Raw genomic sequence first — 20,723 nt, 5'->3', positions numbered from 1 at the left:
GAAATACACCTTATATCCTATATGGTACAATGAGTGGGAAACCTTTCCGTTTTTGACACGTATATGAAGAGAGGAGTTTTTCACATGAAAATGAAATATACCATTTTATATGTAAACGATGTGGAGTCGAGTATTCATTTCTATCAGCAAGTACTTGGTTTCCCAATAAAATTGAGGGTTGAATCCTATGTTGAGTTTGACACTGGAGACGTGACGTTATCGATTAATTCACGCCAAGATGTCAAAGAAGCACTCGGATTGCCTGTCCCTGAAGCAAATCAAGCGTCTCACACGTTTGAAATTGGCTTTGTTGTGGATGATGTGGAGCAAACGATTGCATCAATGAAGGAAAAAGGGGTTTCGATCATCAAAGAACCTGCAAAAAAACCATGGGGTCAAACGGTCGCTTATGTGTCTGATCCTGATGGTCATTTCATTGAAATATGTGATGCGGTCTCCTAATGGGCTTTGAAGGGAGTGAATCAGAATGAGAAAAAAACATGCTTTTTTCGCCGGTGTTTGCTCAATGATTGTGATTTGCAGTGCTTTTCATAGTAACAATAAGTGATGTATTCAAGAGTAACGATAGATACCTTCCTAAATGAGACTAGCACTAACTACCAATGTGGAATGAAAAGAAATTTTGTTATTGTCTAAGCTTCTCACTTTCTTTGCACTCTACACAAATATGTGTAAATCATACTTAAAGTCTTTCAAAATATATAAGTAAAAATAAACCTTAAAATAACCTTAAAATTGAAAATATGGGTTTAAAGGGCAGTTTTTTTATTGTATATTTTACTTATAAATTTGAAGGGAGATTTTAGTATGATAAATAAACAAACGTTTAAAACTGTTTTATGTTCTACACTTTTAATTACTGGTATTGGGTTTTCTCAGCAATCTTTTGCTGCAGAATCAAATTCTTTAGAAAAAGAGGCAATAAAACAACACAAAATATCAGGAATGAGCGATAAAGAAATTACTGAATTAATTAAGACCGCTAAAGATGATCGAAAATTCGCTGAAACTAAAGGGGACGAATTATACAAAAAAGATCAAAAAGAGTTCAAACAGCTTGAAACTTCAGGACAAATTGACAAACTTTATCCTAAATATAAAGTAGAGAAAAATAAAATATCTGCTTTGTCTACTAAAAAATCTATGGGCACAAAGGGAGATGTATTAGTTAGTTATGAAATTAACTCTGGAAGCGCCTCAATAGGAGTTGGACATGCAGCAATTGTAGCCCAAAACAGCTCAAATACTGTAGAATCTTGGGCTAAAAGTTATAGCCCAAAGAAGCAAGATGGTGTGAGAAAATACCCGAATACATGGAATACGAAGAAAAAAGTTTATGGTTTATGGGTTAAAGGTTCTTCTAACGCTAAATATATTGGAGCAGCTAAATATGCAGAAAAACAAGCATCAAATAAAAAACCTTATAACTGGAATTTTTTAAACAAAAACACTACTAAAAGTTTCTATTGTTCACAGCTTGCATGGAGAGCATGGAAGAATCAAGGCATAGATATTGATAATATCAAATGGGATACTATTGTCACTCCAATGGAACTTGTAAAGTCAAATAATACTAAGATTTTTAAACATAACAAATAAAATAATTAACTCAAAACAATCGTATTTCTTATACGGTTGTTTTAGTCTTTAAGGAGATGTCTATAAATGTTTAGTAAACGTATCTTTTTAAGTATATTTGTTATTTTAATTTTATCAGCTTGTACAGCCAATAATTCAGAAAATAACCCAAAAGAGAAAAAATTCACCAAAATGAAGGATACATCATTTATTATTTCTCTGTCCAATACATTAAAATCCGGTACTGAAATAATTTACTTTGATAGTAAAGGAAATAGTATAAAAGATAGTTTATTGAATTCTGGTTATAGTATTATATCCAGCACACAAAGCAAGGATAATATTTATTTTAATAGCAGTCGAAGTAATGATTATTTTACCATAAACAAAAAATCAGGTTCACTAAAAGAAGGTAATTTAAAAAGTATGTCAAAAACAACAGAAGATGAAGGATCTTTCTTTATTAATGCTAGCAACTCATACGTTTTTAAAGATATAAATATCGGTTATACAGATAAAGGGTATGAGAGCGAATTTATTTATTGGACAGACAACAACGATGATAAAAAACAACATATAAAGTTAAAGGGGATGCTCAACTCTGCAAGGTTAATAGATGGGAAATTTTATATACTTTCCAACTATGACGATGAATACTTATCCATAAAAGTTCTTGATCCAAATAACAATAAAATTATTTCGGATAAACGTATTCCAAATAAACAGATTTATTTTATTGAAGGTAACGAAAAAGATGCATTTAAAGAGTTAGACTCTGATACAATAGCTTTAGCCCTAACCGATACGGTTAACCAAAATGAAGAATCTAAAATTTTATTAATTAATAAGTCTAATTTAAAAATAAAAAAAGAAATTACAATTAATCAAAAATCTTTTTCTCCAACACAAATTGAATTACTCCATGATGGTAATATTGCTATCCCATCCTCTGAGGGCAAAGTATTAATCTATGATAAAAATTTTAAGTTAATAAAATCTTTTGTTATGAAAGATACAAAAGAAGAACAATATCTCCAAAACATTCAATACTCTAAAGATAATATGTATGCGTTTTTCAAGTATCCTACTCAAAAAAAACAAAATGTGATAGGACATGTAGATATATATAATTTAAAGAAGGGAACATTAACTAATTCCATCGATATTCACTCAAAAAAAGATTGGGAAACGGGACGACTTGAATTAATTCAGTAATAAGGGGGATAACCTAGTGGGATCTATTGTTTTATTAATTATTTTCGTCTTGCCAATATTGTCGATTCTAATTGGAATATTAGGTACACGTATCTTTAGAAACATATGGATTTCTCCTCTTGTTTCTCTTGTCTTAAGTTTGGTGTTTTGGTTTACTTTAGCAGAAGGAAACTTCTCTTTTTTATTTTGGGTAGTTTGTTACACTGTTATTTCCATAATCTCTTCTGTTATAACATTTATCATTATTAAAAAATCTTCTTAATCAACAGGACCGGAAATCATCCGGTCCTCTTTGATTTACAGACGATAACGCGCAATGTCCTGATTCAATCGCATGCTAAGCTCATTAAGTCTTTCTGCTGCTTTTGCCACATTAGAAATGGCTGTCACTTGTTCGTCTGTGGATGCAGTAATTTCTTCGATCGCCGCCGCATTTTCTTGAGAAACATGTGCTGCGCCGTGCATGGCTTTTGTGATGAGGTCGTTTTGCTCCAGCAGTGTATTCAGCTCTTTTGCCATCGCGTTTGTTTCAACGATGGTTTGTGAAATCAATGTAGAGATGGCATTGAATTCATGTTCTGTTTTATGCACTGCTTCATCCAGCTCGGCAAAACGATCCATTGTGCTCGACATGATGCCGGCTGTTGCCGTCGTTTCTTCTTTAATGCCTTGAATCATTTGCTGAATTTGAACGGCTGATTGCTTTGTCTGTTCAGCTAAATTCCGCACTTCACTCGCCACAACTGAGAAGCCTTTGCCATGCTCTCCTGCACGTGCTGCCTCAATACTTGCATTCAGTGCCAGTAAATTCGTCTCATTTGAAATGCTCTCAATCGTATCTGTGATTTGAGAGATATCCTGTACTTTTGTACTTAACTGCTCGATTCCTGCTCTAATGCCTTGAGACGCCTGAATCGATTGTTCATTCGATTGTTTTAATTGCTGTACGATTTGCTGGCCCTGCTGTGATGATTGACTCGATTGGTCGGAAATCCGTTTAATTTGATCACTCTGTTCTTTGACATTCTCAATCGATTGATTAAACTGGGTCATTTGTTGATTGGCTACTTCAAGATCAGATGCTTGATGAAGTGTTCCATTCGAAATATCTCCGATGGCTCGTCCAATTTCTTCACTGCTGGCTGAGGTTTCTTCAGATATCGCCGATAAATCTGTCGCTGATTCAACAAGCTGACTGCTCGTTTCCTGTAAACCGCTCACCAGTGTTCTGAGCTCTCCTGACATATGGTTAAAGCCTTTTGCCAGCTGTCCGATTTCATCCGTTGTTTCCTTTAAGCTCGTGCGTTCAATATTCCCCGCCGCAATTTCCTTTGAAGCAGCAGTGACTTGCTTCAGCAGTCTGACTTTTCCTCGAGCAGCTAAATAAAAGACGCCTAGACTCAGAAGGGCGACACCCGCTGTAATGAGAATAATATAAAGCTTCATCTGCTCTAATTCTTTATAAAATTCGTCCTGGAAGACAGCGATACCTACACTCCAATTCCACGGTGTAAACTGGCTCATATAGGCGAGCTTTTCTTTTTCTTCGCCGGTTGCATCGTCCTTATCCATATAGGTCACATAGTGTGCATCCTCGCCTTTTGCATTGGCGCCAGCGACCATTTTTTCACGATTGGTCGTGTTATCTGGAATGACACCGATGTCGTTGACCGGATGAACCTGGGTAGAATAGTCAGTGCCATAAGCGATCAGATAGCCTTTATTTTTATAGATAAAATCTGATTTTTGAGATTGGTATCCCTTCCCGTTGTCATTTTTGGGTCCGCTCAAGTAAAGCCGGGCTTGTTCTTGCGCCTGCTCAAGCGTCAGTTCTTTTTTCTCCACACGGTCATTCAACTGTTCAAGTGTGGCCATCGCTCCGCTGACGATGTGCTTTAAATCTGCTTTCCCTGCATCAATTAAGACATGTTTCGCTAACAAATACCCCGTTGTTCCAACTAGTCCGCCCGTTAAAATCGTGATCACGATAATGGCAGACATTAATTGAAAAAAGACACTTCTTGACGCAAACGCTTTCTTTTTCATGTACAAATTCCCCCTTACTTTATATATCGTCAAGCAGGGAAAAGTATTAAAAAAGTCATAGAAAAAATCCCTTTCTCACAATGGAAAGGGATTTTCTGATTAATGAGCTGCTTCTTTAAGAATGGCTTGATAAAGATCGTCTGATGGTGAGAGTCCACATACCTCTTCCAGCACACCTTCAATGCCTTTTTCTTTTCTTAATGCCTGCAGACGAACAGCTTCTTCGTCTTCAGTAAAGTCGTAAGCCAAAGCTGCCACAATGCCTTTAATTAAATACTCTGGCTGTCTGATCTTTTTCGCTGGACCGATTAAACGGTCATTTGCTCCAAGCTTTCTAAGCGGAGAACGTGCGACGCGCGTGACTTCATCAGAGATAAAGGCATTTTCAAATCGTTTGATGATTTTTTGAATATACGCATCATGTTCTTCTTTTTGAAAGCCATAGGTGTCGATTAAATAACTGCCCGTTTCGTGTAGTGCACCTTCGACCACTTGACGAATCTCTGGTGTATCGACAGCTTCTTTAATCGTTTGAACGCCTTTTTCGTACCCGACATAAGCAGCTAGTGCATGTCCTGTGTTGACAGTAAAGAGCTTACGCTCAATATAAGGCGTTAAATCTTGTACAAAGGTCGCTCCATCGATCTGAGGAACGTCTCCAATAAAGCCTGTCTCATCAATGACCCACTCGAAAAATGGCTCGACTGATACTTTCAAAATGTCCTCATGGTGCTGAATGGGGACAATGCGGTCAACCGCAGCGTTTGGAAAACCAACTGTGTGTGACAGCGCTTCTTGTTCATCAGCTGTTAGATGAGAGAAAACAGCTTCCTTTAAATGAGAGCTGCCGCCAATCATATTTTCACACGCCACAATGTTGATGATATGATCAGACTTTTTCTGTTTTAAACCTTCAGCAATCGATGAAGCAATGATGTTCAAAACAGCTGGTCCAACAGCTGTTGTAATGAGGTCAGCTGTTGCAACTGCCTCAGTTAATGCAGCTGGATCTTTTGCGGAATTGATAGCGGACACTGGACCGACTACTTCTTGCTGCTGCCCTGGTGCTGCGAGCTCAACCGTGTATTCTCCTTTTTCATTCAGCTCGTTGATCACCGCTTCATTTACATCGGTAAAAACGAGCTCAAAGCCTGATGCTTTTAACAAAGATCCGATAAATCCTCTGCCAATATTGCCTGCTCCAAAATGAAGTGCCTTCATGTTAGTTCACCTCGTTAAAGATGGCGATCAGTTCATCCTGATCCTTTGCATGAATGATACGCTCTACGTTTTCTTCCTCTGAACAGACAATCGCAATTTGAGAAAGAATATCGAGGTGCTCATTGTTTTTACCAGCGATACCAAATACAACTTTGGCAATATTCCCCTCGCCATATTCAACGCCATCTGGAATTTGGATAATGGAAATTCCTGAATGAAGGACAGCCGCTTTCGCATCCTCTGTTCCATGAGGAATGGCAATTCCGTTGCCCATAAATGTAGAAGAAATATTTTCTCTTTCAAACATTTTGTCCACATAATCACTTGTGACATAACCGTTTGCCACTAAGACTTCGCCTGCTTTTTTAATGGCTTCTTCTTTAGAGCCCGCTTGTTCGTTTAGAAAAATATTGTCTTTTGAAAGTACTTGTTTCATGAAAGATCACACACCTTTTTTAGAATGGAAAATCAGAAAACAACCAAAACGGGGAGTTCAATTAGGAAAAATTGGACTCAACCCGTTTCGTCATGTTATTTTTTCAATTTCTCAATCAGCTCATCGTATTTCGGGCTGTTTAAGAAATTATCAACTGAGATATGGACAGCTCCTGGCAGTTTTGCCTTGGCTCTATCTGTTAAATCTTTATGAGTAAAGACCACATCGGCATCATCTGGGATGTTGCTGATGGATGTATTTGTTACATCAATATCTAGCTCTGCCTTTTTGACTTTATTCTTTAAAACGGACGCACCCATCGCACTTGAGCCCATTCCTGCATCACAGGCAAAGATGATTTTGTTCACGTTATCTGGATTGATTTCATCTGGAGATGCTGCTTGCTCGCTTGCTTCAGCACCTTCTTTTTGTGCTGTAAGAGCAGCTGCTGCTGCACTTTTCTTGCCTTTCATGTCTTGCATTTTTTCAGTTGCTGCTGTTAAGTCTTCGTCCACTGCTTTAGACGCTTTCAAAATGACAGAAGCGACAAGGAATGATACGACCGCTGCCACGACAACACCTGCTAGAACGGCAAGGTGGCCGCCTTTTGGTGACATGAGCATAAGAGCGATGATACTTCCTGGTGACGGCACAGCCTTTAAGCCTGCATTTAACAGTGTAAAGGTCAGAACGCCGCTCGCTCCCCCAGCAATAACCGCCAAAATGAGCTTTGGCTTCATTAAGATGTATGGGAAGTAAATCTCATGGATTCCCCCTAAGAATTGAATGACAATCGCACCCGGTGCAGACTGCTTTGCAGTCCCTCTCCCAAAGAACATGTAGGCTAGAAGAACACCTAGACCTGGTCCTGGGTTTGTTTCAAGCAAGAACAGAACGGACTGGCCTGTCTTCGCCGCTTGCTCCACCCCTAATGGACCTAAAATTCCTTGGTTAATGGCATTGTTTAAGAACAATACTTTCGCTGGTTCAATGAAAATACTTGCCAGCGGAAGTAAATGTGCATTGACAATGATATCTACACCTGCCGCAAGAGCTTTATTCAGGCCTAGTACCACTGGACCGATGGCGTAGAAAGCAATGGCGACTAAAATGGCACCTAGAATACCTGCACTAAAGTTATTAATCAGCATTTCAAAACCTGATTTGATTCGGTCTTTAAACAGCTGATCGATTTTCTTAATGAGATAACCGCCAAGCGGTCCCATGATCATTGCGCCTAAAAACATTGGGATGTCCGAACCGACAATAACCCCAATCGTAGCGGTTGCACCGAGTACCCCGCCTCGATGGTCATATACGAGCTTCCCGCCTGTGTAACCGATTAAGAGCGGCAGCAAGTAGTTGATCATTGGACCAACAAGTGTATTTAATTGTTCATTTGGAAAATAACCACTTGGAATGAATAATGCGGTGATGAGTCCCCAAGCGATAAACGCTCCAATATTCGGCATGATCATACCGCTTAAATAGCTTCCAAAGCGCTGTACTTTTACTCGAAATCCGCTTTTTTCCTGCATCTATGAAAACTCCTTTCTTCTCTCCCTTTATTTAGGGCTTTATAGGTCAAAAGATATAAGAACAAGATTCAGTGAAGCCCTTATGCCTATCGTAAAACGCTTTCACTTTCTCTTCAATTGAAACTAAATGTCACTTTGTCACATAGTGTGTGACAAAATTGAAAAATGATGTGAAAATACCTTCAGATCCTAATACAAAAGGGGTGAAAAGGGTGATCTGCCGTTGTTTTGAAACAAAATTCATGGGAATTTCACAACTTTCAAATGGTCTCTTCTTGTTTCCTCTTCTTAAATCGAATAGGCTTATAATTGATCAAACCTATTCAATTAAGAAATGTCTGCGCAGACATGACACAGAAAAAGTGAACCATCTTGCTGTTTGTTTCGTTTACCTTTTAAAGAGGGCGGTACAATAGGAAGAGCGGTTTTTTCTGTGACTCACAGTTTACTGCCGCTTTCTTTCTGATACATGAGACATTTTCATAGGTAGAAAGGCGGTTATTCACCTTGTTTAAAAATAGTAAGTGGCTTCTGCTTCTTATGGTCATGTTCGCTTTTTTCATTCCAAAGGAAGCATTCGCTCACGCATACGTCGTGAGCTCGAACCCAGCAGCAAATGAAGAGCTGGATCATCAGCCTCCTTCAGTCTCGATCACATTTAGTGAAGGAATTGAAAGCGGCTTTCATGCCATTAAGGTGCTAAATGCAAAAGGTGATCGTGTGGATAAAGGAGATACGGTCATTAAAGATCAAAAGATCATGGAAGCAGCTTTAAAAAAGAATTTACCAAAAGGGATTTACACCATTCAGTGGAATGCGGTATCAGCGGACGGACACTCTGTCTCTGGCATGATTCCGTTTAGTATTGGAAAAGCGGATGGCGGTTTTGACCAATTAGAGCAAGGCCAAACGGATGAATCCATAGATATGGCTTCAACTATTGATAAAGCCTTTCTTTATACGTCATTCAGCTTATTCCTTGGGACCATTTTGTTTGGACTGCTTTGGTTTAAGAATACGATTTCACCTGTATTGGAGAAACGAATGAAGCGGCTTTTGACCGTGTCATTGATCATGATGGGCGGAGCACTTGTGTTCCAACTGCCGATTCAGACAAAATCAGCGGCAGACGTGTCCTTTTGGGGGGCATTTCAGCCTTCGCTTTTACAAGAAACGATTGCGTCCACTTCTGGCGGTAGTCTGTGGATGATGCTTATGGCGTCATTTGTTCTTCTCACCATCTGGACAATTGTGGCGGTGAGAAAAGGGGATTTCTCTTCTTTTCGAGTTTGGCTGTTTCCACTGCTTCTCTTCATAGTGCTTCTTTGGCTGAAGGCACAAATTGGACATCCAGCCGCAACAGACAATAAAATACTCACAACATCACTTGATTTCATCCATCTCATCTCTGCTTCGATTTGGGTCGGTGGTTTAACAGCCATTGTCCTTCTATTGATAAAGAAACTGCCAAATGAAGATGAGCCGCTCATACGGAGTACGCTAGCAGCATTTCATCCTTGGGCACTGCTCTCCGTTGGACTCATTGTGTTTTCAGGATTTGTGAATGCGATCTTTATTTTGCAATCGTTTGACGCTCTTTTCCAATCAGCATACGGACGCACCTTTTTAATCAAGCTTGGTTTATTTATCATCATGGGCCTTCTTGGGCTTATGCATTACTTGATGCTGAGATGGGAAAAGAAGCAGAAACGCAGCATTTCCTTACGAGCTGAATGGATGATCGGGATCGCCATTTTGTTATTAACGGCTGTCTTTACCAATATTCCGAGCCCTCCTCCGCCTGCACCAGAGCCCTTCTTTGGCGCAAATCAGGTCGAGCATCGTGATATTGTGTCCTTGAGCATTACTCCGAATGCCCCGGGGAAAAACTCATTCGAAGTGGCATTTACAAAGAAGAATGGCGAAACGATCACTGATATTCAATCTGTGACAGCCAAGATCCATAAGGTGGCTTTATTCGGTGATGAGACACCGAGTGAATTTCAGCTGAAACGATTAAAAAATGGTCATTTCTCTGCTGAAAATCTCTTATTAAATGAAAAAGGCACATGGAAAATTGAAATCCATGCGTTAACTGGTTCTTTTAAGAATATCGATACCACATTTATTAGAAGAAACTAAAAGGAGTTATCACATATGAAAAAATACGTTAAAGCTTTATTACCAATGCTTCTCGCTTCATTTTTATTGGCGATTCCTGTGAGTGCGCACGTAACAGTCAAGCCTGATACATCTGCGACAAATGCTTGGGAGACCTATACATTAAAGGTTCCTTCTGAGAGTGACAGCCCGACGACTAAGGTTGTCGTGACAATTCCTAAAGGCGTAGAATTCCAGCAATATGAGCCAGTACCTGGCTGGAAAACATCAACTGAAGAGAAAGATGGCAAGGTAACAAGAGTGACTTGGGAAGCAACAGGTAAAGGTGTGCTTGCTGGACAATTCCAGCAATTCGTTTTTGTAGCGAAAAACCCTGAAAAAGCAGGTGAAGCTGCTTGGGATGCGTATCAATATTATAAGGATGGAACAGTCGTTGAATGGACTGGCGATAAAGATGCTGATAAACCTCATTCCATCACAAACATTGTGGCATCCAATACTGTAACGGATTCACATGGCCAGGAAAAACCAAAAGAAGAAAAGGCCTCTGAAACGGCCACTGCTTCTTCCTCACCACTTGTCCTTGGTCTGTCCATTGCTGCTCTAGTCGTGGCACTGATTGCACTTGGACTTGCTTTTAGAAAGAAATAAAAGTGTATGAGCGATCGTTTTCTTAGAAACGATCGCTTTTTCTTCCTTTACACATGTGCAAATCGCACTGTTTACTTTTATGACGATCAATTATTTTCCATTTTCCCAACTTGTTATTACCAATATAGGATTGAATAGGATAAAGCTGCGTGACATAATGAGACAGATGACCACATAGGAGGCTATGAGATGAACCATGTAATCATATTTGCTCATCCCCAGCAAAGCTTAAATCAAACCTTATTAGATCTTGTTGTGAGCACTCTATTGAACAATGGTCATAAAGTGACTGTTCGTGATGTCTATGCCCTAGGTTTTTCGCCAGAGCTCACCATTGCAGAAAAGGCTGCCATCAAATGCGGTGATGTCCCAATCGCTATTCAAAGAGAGCAGACGCTGATTCAGCAAGCGGATGTGCTGACGTTTATTTTTCCAATATGGTGGACAGGCTTGCCGGCTATGCTAAAAGGATATGTAGAACGCGTCTTTTCTGAAGGTTTTGCTTATCAGATCAGTGAGGATGGAGAGATTGAAAATCTGCTTCGGCACAAAAAAGGTGTCATTATCAATACCCACGATGCACCGAGGACTTTTCTTAATTCCAATAAGATTTCCACCTCCTCCCATCACATGACAACTGATACAGAAGTCTTCAATTTTATTGGCATTCAGCCTGTCGAACGGCTTTTGTTCAGCAGCATGGAGCAGGCATCTGCAGATTACATACATGAAATTCTGAAAGAAACGAAAGAAACGGTGGATCAGCTTTTCCCGCCTGCTGTTTAACATAAAAAAGACTGCCGAGATTCCTCTGACAGTCTTTTTCACGTTTATTCGTCTAAACCAATGGATACATATTTTGTTTCTAAATAAGGCTCGATCCCTTCGATGCCGCCTTCTCGGCCAATTCCGCTTTCTTTCATACCGCCAAAAGGTGCTTGGACAGCCGATGGACCGCCATCATTCCAGCCAATGATCCCATAATCGAGATGTTCTGAAATGTAGAGTCCGTTCCGATAATTTTCTGTAAAGAAATAAGCTGCAAGGCCAAAAGGTGTATCGTTGGCTAATTCAATTGCCTCGTCTAACGTTTTGAATGCCGTAATAGGTGCCACTGGACCAAAGGTCTCTTCATGCATAATGTTCATCGAAGGGTCCACATGTGTAAGAACCGTTGGCTGGACAAAATAATATGATTTGTCATCGTCGAAATGCGTATCGCCGCCTACAAGAACTTTCGCCCCTTTATCCACTGCATCTTGAATTTGGCCGACAATTTTATCAAAACCGCGCTTGTTGATAATTGGACCGATGGATGTGCCTTCTTCAAACCCATTTCCTACTTTCAGCTTTTCTACTTCTTTGCTGAATCTTTGCGCAAATGCTTCATGAATGTCTTCATGCACAATTAAGCGGTTGGCACAGACACAGGTTTGCCCTGCGTTCCGAAACTTAGATGCCACTGCTTGTTTGACAGCTAGTTCAAGATTCGCATCCTTGTCTACGATGAGCGGAGCATGACCGCCAAGCTCCATTGATACGTGTTTGACTGTACTGGCACTGTTTTTGATCAGGTGCTTCCCGACGGGCGTTGAGCCTGTAAACGTGATTTTTCGAATCAATGGACTATCTGTGAAGATTTCACCCACTTCTTTGCCGTCTCCCACAACCCATTGCAGTGCATCCTCTGGAATGCCGGCTTCATGACCTAATTTTACTAGTTCTATAGCTGTCAGCGGTGTGTCTTCAGCAGGTTTTACAATAAACGTACAGCCTGCTGCAAGCGCAGGAGCTGCCTTTCTCGTAATCATCGCCGCAGGGAAATTCCACGGAGTAATGGCAGCAACAGGACCAACTGGCTGTTTTGTGACGAAAAGGCGTTTGTTCGTCGTATGTGACGGGATGGTTCTGCCGTAGATTCGCTTTGCTTCTTCTGCGTACCATTCAATATAACCAGCCGCATAGACGATTTCTCCTAATGCTTCTTGATACGGCTTTCCGTTTTCTTCTGTGATGATTTTCGCAAGCCTCTCTTTATGCTCAATCATCAGATCAAACCACTTGCGAATGATATTGGCACGTTCATGTGCTGACGTTTTTGCCCATGATTTAAATGCTTTGTGTGAACGGGAAATTGCATCTTCGATCTGTTCTTTTGTATGCTGAGCAACTGAAGCAATTTCTTCTCCTGTTGCAGGATTATACACTTTGAGTTCGTTTGTCATGCTCTACCGTCTCCTTCGTTCTTGGATTCATTACATATAGTATATACCCAATGAGTACCCAACCTAAAAGCAATATCCATTCAGCTGGCCAGGATAAGGAGGCCGGCATTCCTGGAAAGTAAAATGAAAGGAAAAGAAGACTCAGTCCGATGGCTAAAACACCTGTCGTCCGCCAATATTTAATGCTGTATGGACGCTCCAGCTCAGGTTCTGTTTTCCGAAGTCTCATAAAGGCAATGGACACGATTAAGTACCCGACGATGATTCCGACACCGCCCGCATTGACAATCCATACGAGGGCAGGGCGCCCTAATAATGGAGCGAAAAAAGCTAAAGCTCCAAGAAATAAAATGGCATTTGTCGGTGTTTTATACTTTGGATGAATATACGCAAACCATTTGGAAATCATACCTCTTTCCGCCATAGCATATAAAATACGGCTTGCACCGATAATAAAAGCATTCCAGCTCGTCACAATCCCTGCTACACCGCCGATAACCAGCACTGTTCCAAACGCTTGATGACCGAGAAGCTGAACCATCGCATCTGCTGTTGCTAATGAAGAGGCTTCAAGCTGTCCCTTTGACATTCCAGCAGCTACCCCAAAAACAATAAGCAGATAAAAAATGACCGCACTCACGATGGAAATAATCAAGATTCTCCCAATGATTTTTTTTGGTGCGTTAATCTCCGCCGCTACTTGCGGAATGACATCAAATCCAACGAATAAAAAGGGAATCATGACTAACACCGCCATAAGACCGCCAACCCCGCCTTGAAACATCGGCTCAAGGTTTGCAAAATCTCCATTAAATGTTGCGCCGCCTAAAAGGAGAAAACCTGTCAGAATAATCGCCACTGTGAACACGGACTGAAAAATGGCAGCAGGCTTCGCCCCAATGTAATTCAGCGCTGTTAAAAACAATGCACCGCCAGATCCAATCAATACCCACGTGAAATAAACGTCCCATCCCCCTATATTCCATAAGAAGCCAGCATGCTGTGTTGGAATCACATAATCAATGACGGTCGGCAAGGCGACAGCTTCAAACGTAATCACAGACACATAACCAAACAATACGCCCCATGCTGAGACGAACGCTGCTTTCATCCCAAATGCCCGCTGGACAAAAACGAGCCCTCCGCCTGTCTCTGGAATCGCAGACGAAAGCTCAGCATACGTAAGTCCGATAAAGATGACGAGAATACCGCCTATAACGAAAGCAATCACACTGCCTAAAAATCCAGCTGTTAAAATCCAATCTCCCGAAAGTACAACCCAGCCCCAGCCAAGCATTGCACCAATGGACAAAAACAGTACGTCAGACTGCGACATGGTTTTTGCCATTTGTTGTTTTTGCATACAACCATCCCCCTTTGTTGTTTAGCGTGCTTTGAAGGCGTCCTCGATGATCCCTAGTCCTTCGTGAAGCAGCTCATCTGTGATGACAAGTGGTGTTAAGAAGCGAATAATATTCCCATTAATCCCTGCCGTTAAAAGAAGCAGCCCGTGCTCATTTGCATATGCTGCAATCGCTGCGGCTCTTTTCTTATCTGGTGTACGCGTTGTTTGATCTTCCACAATTTCAATTGCCGCCATTGCCCCTAACCGGCGGACTTCTCCAATGAATGGATACGCTGTTCTCCATTCATTGGCTTTGTCCTCAATGACTTGTCCAATGTGTTCAGATCGTTGATTCAGTTGTTCTGTTTCAATGATATCAAGGACAGCCAGTGCAGCCACACAGCCTAACGGACTTCCTGCATATGTTCCCCCGAGCTCTCCTGGATCTGCCGCATCAAGCAGTTCTTTTCTGCCAACGACACCGCTCAGCGGTAAGCCAGCTGCAAGAGATTTTGACACAGTAATTAAGTCCGGTACCACATCAAAGTGCTCAATCGCAAAGTATTTCCCTGTTCTTGCAAAACCGGTTTGGATTTCATCTGCAACAAAGACAATCCCGTGCTGCTGACAGAAGGAAGCGACATGCTGAACGAAGCGCTTCGATGGCACAATGAATCCGCCCTCCCCTTGGACTGGTTCCATGACCACACAAGCAACGGTTTCTGGTGCAACGGCTGCGACGAAGAATTGATTGAATTGATCAATGATGTACTCGTCGTAAGCAGCATCGCTTAATCCTTCAGGTTTTTGATAGTAATAAGGGTACGGTGCTTGGTACACCTCAGATGCGAATGGCCCGAAGCCAAATTTATATGGCTTGACCTTGCTCGTCATGCTCATTGTCATATTCGTTCTGCCGTGAAAACCTCTTGTGAACGACACAACGGCCTGTCTTTTCGTATATTTACGTGCAATTTTCACCGCATTTTCAACAGCTTCTGCACCTGAATTAAGAAAAATGGCTTTCTTATCATGATCCCCTGGTGTGAGATGGCACAGCTTCTCTGCCAATTCGATATACGATTCGTACATCATCACGTTGAATCCTGGGTGAATCAGGCTCTCTGCCTGTGCTTTGACCGCTTCCACGACCTTTGGATGTGAATGTCCTACGTTTAATGTGCCAATGGCGCCTGCAAAATCGATAAATCGGTTCCCATCAATATCGAACAGCTCGGCTCCTTTCCCCTTCGCTGCAAGATGACGGTTGCCATTACTCACGCCTCTTGCGACGTATTGATCTCTTTTCCCCTGCCATTCTTCAGTTGAAAAACGGTTTGTTGTCGTTTGACTCATGGTCATCCATCCCCTTTATATCCTTTTTTATTATTCTGAATATTTTTTGGTATGATAGAAAGTACCAATATCATTTTTTTCATGGTATCAGAGAGGATGGAATGATGAGATGCTGACAATTCAACTAGATCAAACAGGGCAAAACGGATATATTTATCATCAAATTTATACGAAAATTAAAGGGGAAATCTTAAACCGCAACCTTCAGCCGCATGATCAATTACCGTCCAAACGAGAGTTAGCCGATACATTAAACGTCAGCGTTAATTCAGTGAATGGCGCCTATCAGCAGCTGCTTGCCGAGGGATATTTATATTCGGTTGAACGCAAAGGGTTTTTCGTGGAATCACTAGAAACGTTTCATGAATCTGGTCAGCTAAAATCCTCTTCTCTTCCTGTAGATTTAAAGGAAGAACCGATTGCACGAGACGACTGGTATTCCTTTTCACATATTTCCGTCGATACAGCGAACTTTCCATTTAAAAGCTGGCTGAAAAGTGAACAAAAGGCGATCCATCTCCACCAAGATGCCTTCGGTGAGCTTCCGCATCCACAAGGTGTGTATGAGCTGAGGGAAACGATTGCCCGGCTGATTGGACTTGCGCGAGGAGTCAAATGCTATCCAGAACAGCTCATTTTAAGTGCAGGCACACAGTCACTGATCCATTCGTTATCAAGCATTCTTCCGGCCGATCAAGTATATGGGTTAGAAAACCCCGGCTACCGCCGGCTCTATCAAATGCTGAAAAACAATCATCACCAAATTGAAACGATTGGCATTGACCAAAAAGGTGTGCGGATGAGCGACATTCATAAAAAACAGCCGAATGTGTTGATCATTACCCCTTCACATCAATTTCCAACAGGGGTGATTATGCCGATTTCCCGGCGCATTCAGCTGTTAAACTGGGCAGCCGATCAGCCAGATCGTTATATCATTGAGGATGATTATGACAGTGAATTTAAATATGGCACAGACAGCATTCCGGCGCTGCAAAGTCTTGACCGATATGACAAAGTCATTTATATGGGCACCTTTTCAAAATCATTGCTGCCCGGCTTGCGGCTAAGCTATATGGTGCTTCCTCAGCATTTATTGAGACGCTATAAGGAGGAACAGCATTTTTTCATTCAAACAGCTAATCTTTTTACACAATACACCCTTCTTCATTTTATAAAAGATGGGGCGTATCAACGGCATATTAAACGAATGAATGGTTTATATGAGGAAAAACGGAAGCAGCTCATTGAAGAGCTCAATACGGTTTTTGCTGACAATGTGCGGATTATTGGGGAAAATGCCGGGCTTCATTTTATTGCAGAGTTTCGCTCAAATCGAACGCAGCATGAGATTTTACAGCGAGCGAAAGAAAGAAAGCTGAAAATGTACGGAATGGATCGCTTTACCCTTGATGAGCAATTGCCGGGGCATCAGCCAGGCTTTGTTCCGCTCGTCCTCGGCTTCTCACATATGAAGCAAGAGGATATTCAGCCGGCAGTGAAACGGCTGTATGACGCCATTTTCGGGAAATAAAACAGCCAGCTGCCCTTCACAGACAGCTGGCTTACCACCGCTTTTTATCTATAGCTAGAATCGATGACATGAGTCCAGGAAAAGCGGTCTCGATGTCTTCTTTTCTTAAAGAATAGTAACGGTGCTTCCCGTCAATTCTCACTTTCACGACGCCTGCCTCCCTCAGCACTTTGAAGTGATGGGAAAGCGTGGATTTGGCAATATTCATCTCATACGTGCCGCATGTCCTCTCCCCTGCCTCTGCTAAGCAGCGGACAATTTCTAACCGGATTGGATCAGCCAATGCGTGCAGCACAGAAATCAGTCTCATATCTTCTTTGTTTGGATGGTTTGGATTCGTCATACAATAAATGTATCGTATTTTGTGCCAACATACAATCTCATTCACCTGAAGCTGACTAGTCAAGTAACGATATGGCTTCACTAACGTCCATTATTCATGAGACTGTCTGAAGGGAAGGAAACCATTTTGAAACATAATATATGGATTAGTTTATTGATGATGATTCTCGCGATCTTCCTCTGCGCCTGCCAGTCCGTCCAATATTCTCAGTCAAAACCACCTAGTGCGGAAGAGTTATTAGCTATGGATCAGCAGGCAGATTTATTTCAATGGGAAGGAACGGTCTATGAAACAAATGTAGATTGGACGACATCCTTACACGTCACAAAACATCAGCAAGTAGGTGTCATTCAGAAAACAGCCGCCAAAAATTTTGAACATGGTACAGCTTCTAGGCTGCAAAAAGGGACCGCTATTTACTCTGTGAAAGAGAGAGAAGACATTTTGGTCATCGAACTTCACGGCAAAACAAAAATATATACCGCACATGCGGAAGGATAAAATACCTGTCATGCAGACGGGTATTTTTTTAAGTTCATTTTCTTGTCTTAGGGCATTGGTTTTGTTATCATAGCAAAAGTGACCACTCGGTTTCCATTGTGACCCTATGGTTTTACCGATTCGGAAAGGACTTATGAAGATGAACGAAAAGCAAGAAGAGATTTTGCGGGTTTCAAAGAAATTATTTTCTCAAAAAGGCTATATGAGTGTCTCCATGCAGTCAATTGCCGATGCCTGTAAAATATCAAAAGCGTCTATTTATAAACTGTTTGATTCAAAGGAAGCTCTTCTACTAGAACTGATTAAATACAATCAGCGCAAAATGAGAGAGATTTCCCGCATCATTCATTCAGAAACGACGCTGTCCAAAAAGGAAAAATTCACAAAGAAGATCAAGCTTGAGCTTGAAGAGTTTAAAGAGAATCATAAATTTTTGAACATGCTGTCCTTTGAAGCTTTTTCTCAGCATTCGCCTATTGTCATTAAACACTTACGCGAGACACGCTCCATTATCATGCAGCGGCACAGAGACATTATTTTGAGCACATATGGTGAATCCGTCGCTCCTTATGTCTGGGATCTCGTGATTGTTCTCAATGGATTAATGAGAGAATTCATCTTAATGCTGGCGATTGAGCACAAGAACATCAAATTAGAAAATGCTGCCGAGATGATTATCGGTGTGATGGACCGTGTATCGAAAAAACCTTGCTCAATTGAGCCTGTGTTAACAGATCAGCTGATGGAATCTTATTTGTTTTCCTCACAGGACGGATATGATGAAGAAAAACTTGTCATCTCGTACTTAACGAAGATCAAACAAGAGCTTCACGCACTGTCAAACGGAGAAGAAAAAGACGATCTCCTCTCTGCGTATGAGCTGCTCAATCAAGAATTATCAAAGGATGAACCGAGAACCTTTTTAGTCAGCTCACTGCTCGATTATTTAGGCAAAAACAGCGTTTTATCACAAAACGTGTCACAGCTGAAAAACATCATTTTATAGATAAAGAAGGGATAACATGAACCAATCAACTACATCGTATAATCGATCTGTGATTGTTGGGATTTTCCTCGTTGGGGCATTCGTCGCGATTTTAAACCAAACGCTTCTCATTCCAGCGATCCCGCATATCATGGAAGATTTCAATATTGAGGTCAGCAAAGGACAGTGGCTTACAACAGCCTTTATGCTGACAAACGGGATTCTCATCCCCATTACGGCTTTCCTCATTGAGAAATTTTCAAGCCGTTCTTTAGTTTTAACGGCACTTAGCATCTTTACAGCCGGTACAATTCTTGCTTCATTTGCAACAAATTTCCCGGTGTTACTTGCTGCGCGTATCGTGCAGGCAGCCGGTGCAGGGATTTTAATGCCGCTGATGCAAACGATCTTTTTAACCATTTTCCCGAAAGAAAAACGCGGGCAGGCAATGGGCATGGTCGGACTTGTCATTTCGTTCGCACCTGCACTTGGGCCAACACTTGGCGGCTGGATTGTTGACTCCTTCAGCTGGAAGTTCTTATTCTATATTGTTCTGCCAATCGGTATCATTGATCTCATTCTTGCTTTCTTCTTAATGAAAAATGTGACGCAGCAAAGAGAGACACGTATTGATGTCTTATCTGTCATCTTGTCATCGTTCGGTTTCGGCGGGCTGCTTTATGGATTTTCTAGTGTCGGCACGTATGGATGGACGAGTGCGACTGTTCTCATTTCGCTGATTGTCGGCGCTGTGAGCTTGTTCTTCTTTATCCTGCGCCAGTCGAACTTAACAAGACCGATGCTTGAGTTTGGTGTATTTAAATTTGCGATCTTTAGCTTAACAACCTTCCTTGGGATGCTTGTCTTTGCTTTATTGATTGGTACAGAGACGATTCTGCCGCTTTATACGCAGAATGTCAGAGGGCTGTCTGCACTTGATACAGGGCTTATCTTACTGCCAGGTGCTCTCTTCATGGGACTCCTGTCACCGATTATTGGACGGATTTTTGATAAAGTCGGCGGAAAAGGGCTGGCATTAGGCGGTTTTACGATACTCACCGTTACCACCCTGCCGTTTATGCTGCTCACCCTTGATTCATCAATCGCCCTCATTACGGTCGCCTACACGCTTCGCTTAATTGGGGTTGGGATGATCATGATGCCGTTGACAACCGCAGGTATTAACTCTTTACCGCCTCATTTGATCCCTCATGGGACAGCGATGAATAACACGATGAGACAAATAGGCGGTTCCATTGGAACGGCTGTGCTTGTTTCCATCATGAGCACCTCTGCTGCAAATGCAGAATTGGCCAATCCATTAAAATCGGCCGTTCATGGAATGAATACGTCATTCTTCATTTCTGGTCTGATTGCGGTCATTGGACTCGTCCTCTCCTTTTTCTTAAAGGAAAAAAAACGTGAGAATAAAGTGATGAAGCAGGAACTATCTTCCTCCTCGTCTTCTTCATAAGAAAAAGAGCTCGGCATATGGCCGGCTCTTTTTTCATATACTCATACAATATCGTCCTCTCTGAAAACACATTTGTATTTCTAGTAAAGAAAAACCTTGATAATTTAAGGAAAAGAGTTGATAATAGGAACTA

General features: G+C 41.4%; 19 protein-coding genes. 11 read left to right on the top strand and 8 right to left on the bottom strand.

The window, feature by feature from the left end:
- Positions 1-84: 84 nt before the first annotated feature.
- The 4 genes from AAYR28_RS02165 to AAYR28_RS02150 all read left to right on the top strand — a co-directional run bounded on the left by AAYR28_RS02165 (position 85) and on the right by AAYR28_RS02150 (position 3,076).
- Entirely contained in the window at positions 85-462 is a 378-nt protein-coding gene (locus tag AAYR28_RS02165; protein ID WP_061110657.1) for a VOC family protein, read from the top strand.
- 366 nt (positions 463-828) lie between these two features.
- On the top strand, positions 829-1,620 hold the full coding sequence (locus tag AAYR28_RS02160; RefSeq protein WP_034283804.1) for a septation ring formation regulator EzrA: 792 nt from the start codon (positions 829-831) through the stop codon (positions 1,618-1,620).
- Positions 1,621-1,686: 66 nt separating this feature from the next.
- Positions 1,687-2,814 carry a hypothetical protein gene (locus AAYR28_RS02155; RefSeq protein WP_034283802.1) on the top strand — a complete coding sequence of 376 codons (1,128 nt, stop codon included), beginning with the start codon at positions 1,687-1,689 and terminating at the stop codon, positions 2,812-2,814.
- A gap of 16 nt (positions 2,815-2,830) precedes the next feature.
- Positions 2,831-3,076, top strand: a complete 246-nt coding sequence (locus AAYR28_RS02150; protein ID WP_080701244.1) for a DUF2651 family protein — start codon at positions 2,831-2,833, stop codon at positions 3,074-3,076.
- A 35-nt stretch (positions 3,077-3,111) separates the two neighbouring features.
- Here the strand turns inward: AAYR28_RS02150 and AAYR28_RS02145 are convergent, their stop codons facing one another.
- The 4 genes from AAYR28_RS02145 to AAYR28_RS02130 all read right to left on the bottom strand — a co-directional run bounded on the left by AAYR28_RS02145 (position 3,112) and on the right by AAYR28_RS02130 (position 8,055).
- Positions 3,112-4,860: a methyl-accepting chemotaxis protein gene (locus tag AAYR28_RS02145; protein ID WP_101677056.1), complete on the bottom strand. Its 1,749-nt coding sequence runs from the start codon at positions 4,858-4,860 to the stop codon at positions 3,112-3,114.
- A gap of 99 nt (positions 4,861-4,959) precedes the next feature.
- Entirely contained in the window at positions 4,960-6,081 is a 1,122-nt protein-coding gene (locus AAYR28_RS02140) for a mannitol-1-phosphate 5-dehydrogenase (RefSeq protein ID WP_254001575.1), read from the bottom strand.
- Between the two features lies 1 nt (position 6,082).
- Positions 6,083-6,517: a PTS sugar transporter subunit IIA gene (locus tag AAYR28_RS02135; protein ID WP_012008933.1), complete on the bottom strand. Its 435-nt coding sequence runs from the start codon at positions 6,515-6,517 to the stop codon at positions 6,083-6,085.
- 95 nt (positions 6,518-6,612) lie between these two features.
- Positions 6,613-8,055: a PTS mannitol transporter subunit IICB gene (locus AAYR28_RS02130; protein WP_034283798.1), complete on the bottom strand. Its 1,443-nt coding sequence runs from the start codon at positions 8,053-8,055 to the stop codon at positions 6,613-6,615.
- A gap of 507 nt (positions 8,056-8,562) precedes the next feature.
- Here AAYR28_RS02130 and AAYR28_RS02125 point away from each other — a divergent pair.
- From AAYR28_RS02125 to AAYR28_RS02115, 3 genes are all read left to right on the top strand, one after another.
- On the top strand, positions 8,563-10,197 hold the full coding sequence (locus tag AAYR28_RS02125) for a copper resistance CopC/CopD family protein (RefSeq protein ID WP_101677055.1): 1,635 nt from the start codon (positions 8,563-8,565) through the stop codon (positions 10,195-10,197).
- Between the two features lie 15 nt (positions 10,198-10,212).
- On the top strand, positions 10,213-10,827 hold the full coding sequence (locus AAYR28_RS02120) for a YcnI family protein (protein ID WP_041106532.1): 615 nt from the start codon (positions 10,213-10,215) through the stop codon (positions 10,825-10,827).
- Positions 10,828-11,016: 189 nt separating this feature from the next.
- Positions 11,017-11,613, top strand: a complete 597-nt coding sequence (locus AAYR28_RS02115) for an NAD(P)H-dependent oxidoreductase (protein ID WP_326134952.1) — start codon at positions 11,017-11,019, stop codon at positions 11,611-11,613.
- Between the two features lie 44 nt (positions 11,614-11,657).
- Here AAYR28_RS02115 and AAYR28_RS02110 read toward each other — a convergent pair whose 3' ends face one another.
- The 3 genes from AAYR28_RS02110 to gabT are packed head-to-tail and all read right to left on the bottom strand — an operon-like array spanning position 11,658 to position 15,753.
- Positions 11,658-13,052 (bottom strand): NAD-dependent succinate-semialdehyde dehydrogenase, encoded by a 1,395-nt coding sequence (locus AAYR28_RS02110; protein ID WP_041116676.1) that lies wholly within the window; start codon positions 13,050-13,052, stop codon positions 11,658-11,660.
- A complete protein-coding gene (locus AAYR28_RS02105; RefSeq protein ID WP_098677290.1) occupies positions 13,027-14,415 on the bottom strand; it encodes an APC family permease in 1,389 nt (462 codons plus the stop codon). Before AAYR28_RS02105 ends, AAYR28_RS02110 begins: the two co-directional genes overlap by 26 nt.
- A 21-nt stretch (positions 14,416-14,436) precedes the next feature.
- Positions 14,437-15,753 (bottom strand): 4-aminobutyrate--2-oxoglutarate transaminase, encoded by a 1,317-nt coding sequence (gene gabT / locus AAYR28_RS02100; protein ID WP_041116674.1) that lies wholly within the window; start codon positions 15,751-15,753, stop codon positions 14,437-14,439.
- A 109-nt stretch (positions 15,754-15,862) separates the two neighbouring features.
- On the opposite strand from gabT, the gene AAYR28_RS02095 reads away from it, so the two are divergent.
- Positions 15,863-17,287, top strand: coding sequence for a PLP-dependent aminotransferase family protein (locus AAYR28_RS02095; protein ID WP_081123986.1), 1,425 nt, complete (start codon positions 15,863-15,865; stop codon positions 17,285-17,287).
- Positions 17,288-17,318: 31 nt separating this feature from the next.
- Here the strand turns inward: AAYR28_RS02095 and AAYR28_RS02090 are convergent, their stop codons facing one another.
- Positions 17,319-17,630, bottom strand: coding sequence for an ArsR/SmtB family transcription factor (locus AAYR28_RS02090; protein ID WP_034283858.1), 312 nt, complete (start codon positions 17,628-17,630; stop codon positions 17,319-17,321).
- Between the two features lie 126 nt (positions 17,631-17,756).
- On the opposite strand from AAYR28_RS02090, the gene AAYR28_RS02085 reads away from it, so the two are divergent.
- The 3 genes from AAYR28_RS02085 (at position 17,757) to AAYR28_RS02075 (ending at position 20,590) form a co-directional block, all read left to right on the top strand.
- The gene (locus AAYR28_RS02085; protein WP_120208387.1) at positions 17,757-18,131 is read left to right on the top strand and encodes a hypothetical protein; all 375 of its coding nucleotides are present in this window, start codon (positions 17,757-17,759) and stop codon (positions 18,129-18,131) included.
- Between the two features lie 139 nt (positions 18,132-18,270).
- Positions 18,271-19,137 (top strand): TetR/AcrR family transcriptional regulator, encoded by an 867-nt coding sequence (locus AAYR28_RS02080; protein ID WP_231293950.1) that lies wholly within the window; start codon positions 18,271-18,273, stop codon positions 19,135-19,137.
- 16 nt (positions 19,138-19,153) lie between these two features.
- Positions 19,154-20,590 carry an MDR family MFS transporter gene (locus AAYR28_RS02075; protein ID WP_046313897.1) on the top strand — a complete coding sequence of 479 codons (1,437 nt, stop codon included), beginning with the start codon at positions 19,154-19,156 and terminating at the stop codon, positions 20,588-20,590.
- Positions 20,591-20,723: the final 133 nt, after the last annotated feature.

The organism is Bacillus safensis, assembly GCF_039619585.1.
Classification (GTDB): Bacteria; Bacillota; Bacilli; order Bacillales; family Bacillaceae; genus Bacillus; species Bacillus safensis.
The sequence above is the reverse complement of the archived record's forward strand: the minus strand, read 5'-3'. Positions and strand labels throughout refer to the sequence as shown.

Bases quoted from the DNA above. Each gene is read 5' to 3' on its own strand.
- AAYR28_RS02165 (WP_061110657.1), top strand. From the start codon at position 85: ATGAAAATGAAATATACCATTTTATATGTAAACGATGTGGAGTCGAGT.
- AAYR28_RS02160 (WP_034283804.1), top strand. From the start codon at position 829: ATGATAAATAAACAAACGTTTAAAACTGTTTTATGTTCTACACTTTTA.
- AAYR28_RS02155 (WP_034283802.1), top strand. From the start codon at position 1,687: ATGTTTAGTAAACGTATCTTTTTAAGTATATTTGTTATTTTAATTTTA.
- AAYR28_RS02145 (WP_101677056.1), bottom strand. From the start codon at position 4,860: ATGAAAAAGAAAGCGTTTGCGTCAAGAAGTGTCTTTTTTCAATTAATG.
- AAYR28_RS02140 (WP_254001575.1), bottom strand. From the start codon at position 6,081: ATGAAGGCACTTCATTTTGGAGCAGGCAATATTGGCAGAGGATTTATC.
- AAYR28_RS02135 (WP_012008933.1), bottom strand. From the start codon at position 6,517: ATGAAACAAGTACTTTCAAAAGACAATATTTTTCTAAACGAACAAGCG.
- AAYR28_RS02130 (WP_034283798.1), bottom strand. From the start codon at position 8,055: ATGCAGGAAAAAAGCGGATTTCGAGTAAAAGTACAGCGCTTTGGAAGC.
- AAYR28_RS02120 (WP_041106532.1), top strand. From the start codon at position 10,213: ATGAAAAAATACGTTAAAGCTTTATTACCAATGCTTCTCGCTTCATTT.
- AAYR28_RS02115 (WP_326134952.1), top strand. From the start codon at position 11,017: ATGAACCATGTAATCATATTTGCTCATCCCCAGCAAAGCTTAAATCAA.
- AAYR28_RS02110 (WP_041116676.1), bottom strand. From the start codon at position 13,052: ATGACAAACGAACTCAAAGTGTATAATCCTGCAACAGGAGAAGAAATT.
- AAYR28_RS02105 (WP_098677290.1), bottom strand. From the start codon at position 14,415: ATGCAAAAACAACAAATGGCAAAAACCATGTCGCAGTCTGACGTACTG.
- gabT (WP_041116674.1), bottom strand. From the start codon at position 15,753: ATGAGTCAAACGACAACAAACCGTTTTTCAACTGAAGAATGGCAGGGG.
- AAYR28_RS02095 (WP_081123986.1), top strand. From the start codon at position 15,863: ATGCTGACAATTCAACTAGATCAAACAGGGCAAAACGGATATATTTAT.
- AAYR28_RS02090 (WP_034283858.1), bottom strand. From the start codon at position 17,630: ATGACGAATCCAAACCATCCAAACAAAGAAGATATGAGACTGATTTCT.
- AAYR28_RS02080 (WP_231293950.1), top strand. From the start codon at position 18,271: ATGAACGAAAAGCAAGAAGAGATTTTGCGGGTTTCAAAGAAATTATTT.
- AAYR28_RS02075 (WP_046313897.1), top strand. From the start codon at position 19,154: ATGAACCAATCAACTACATCGTATAATCGATCTGTGATTGTTGGGATT.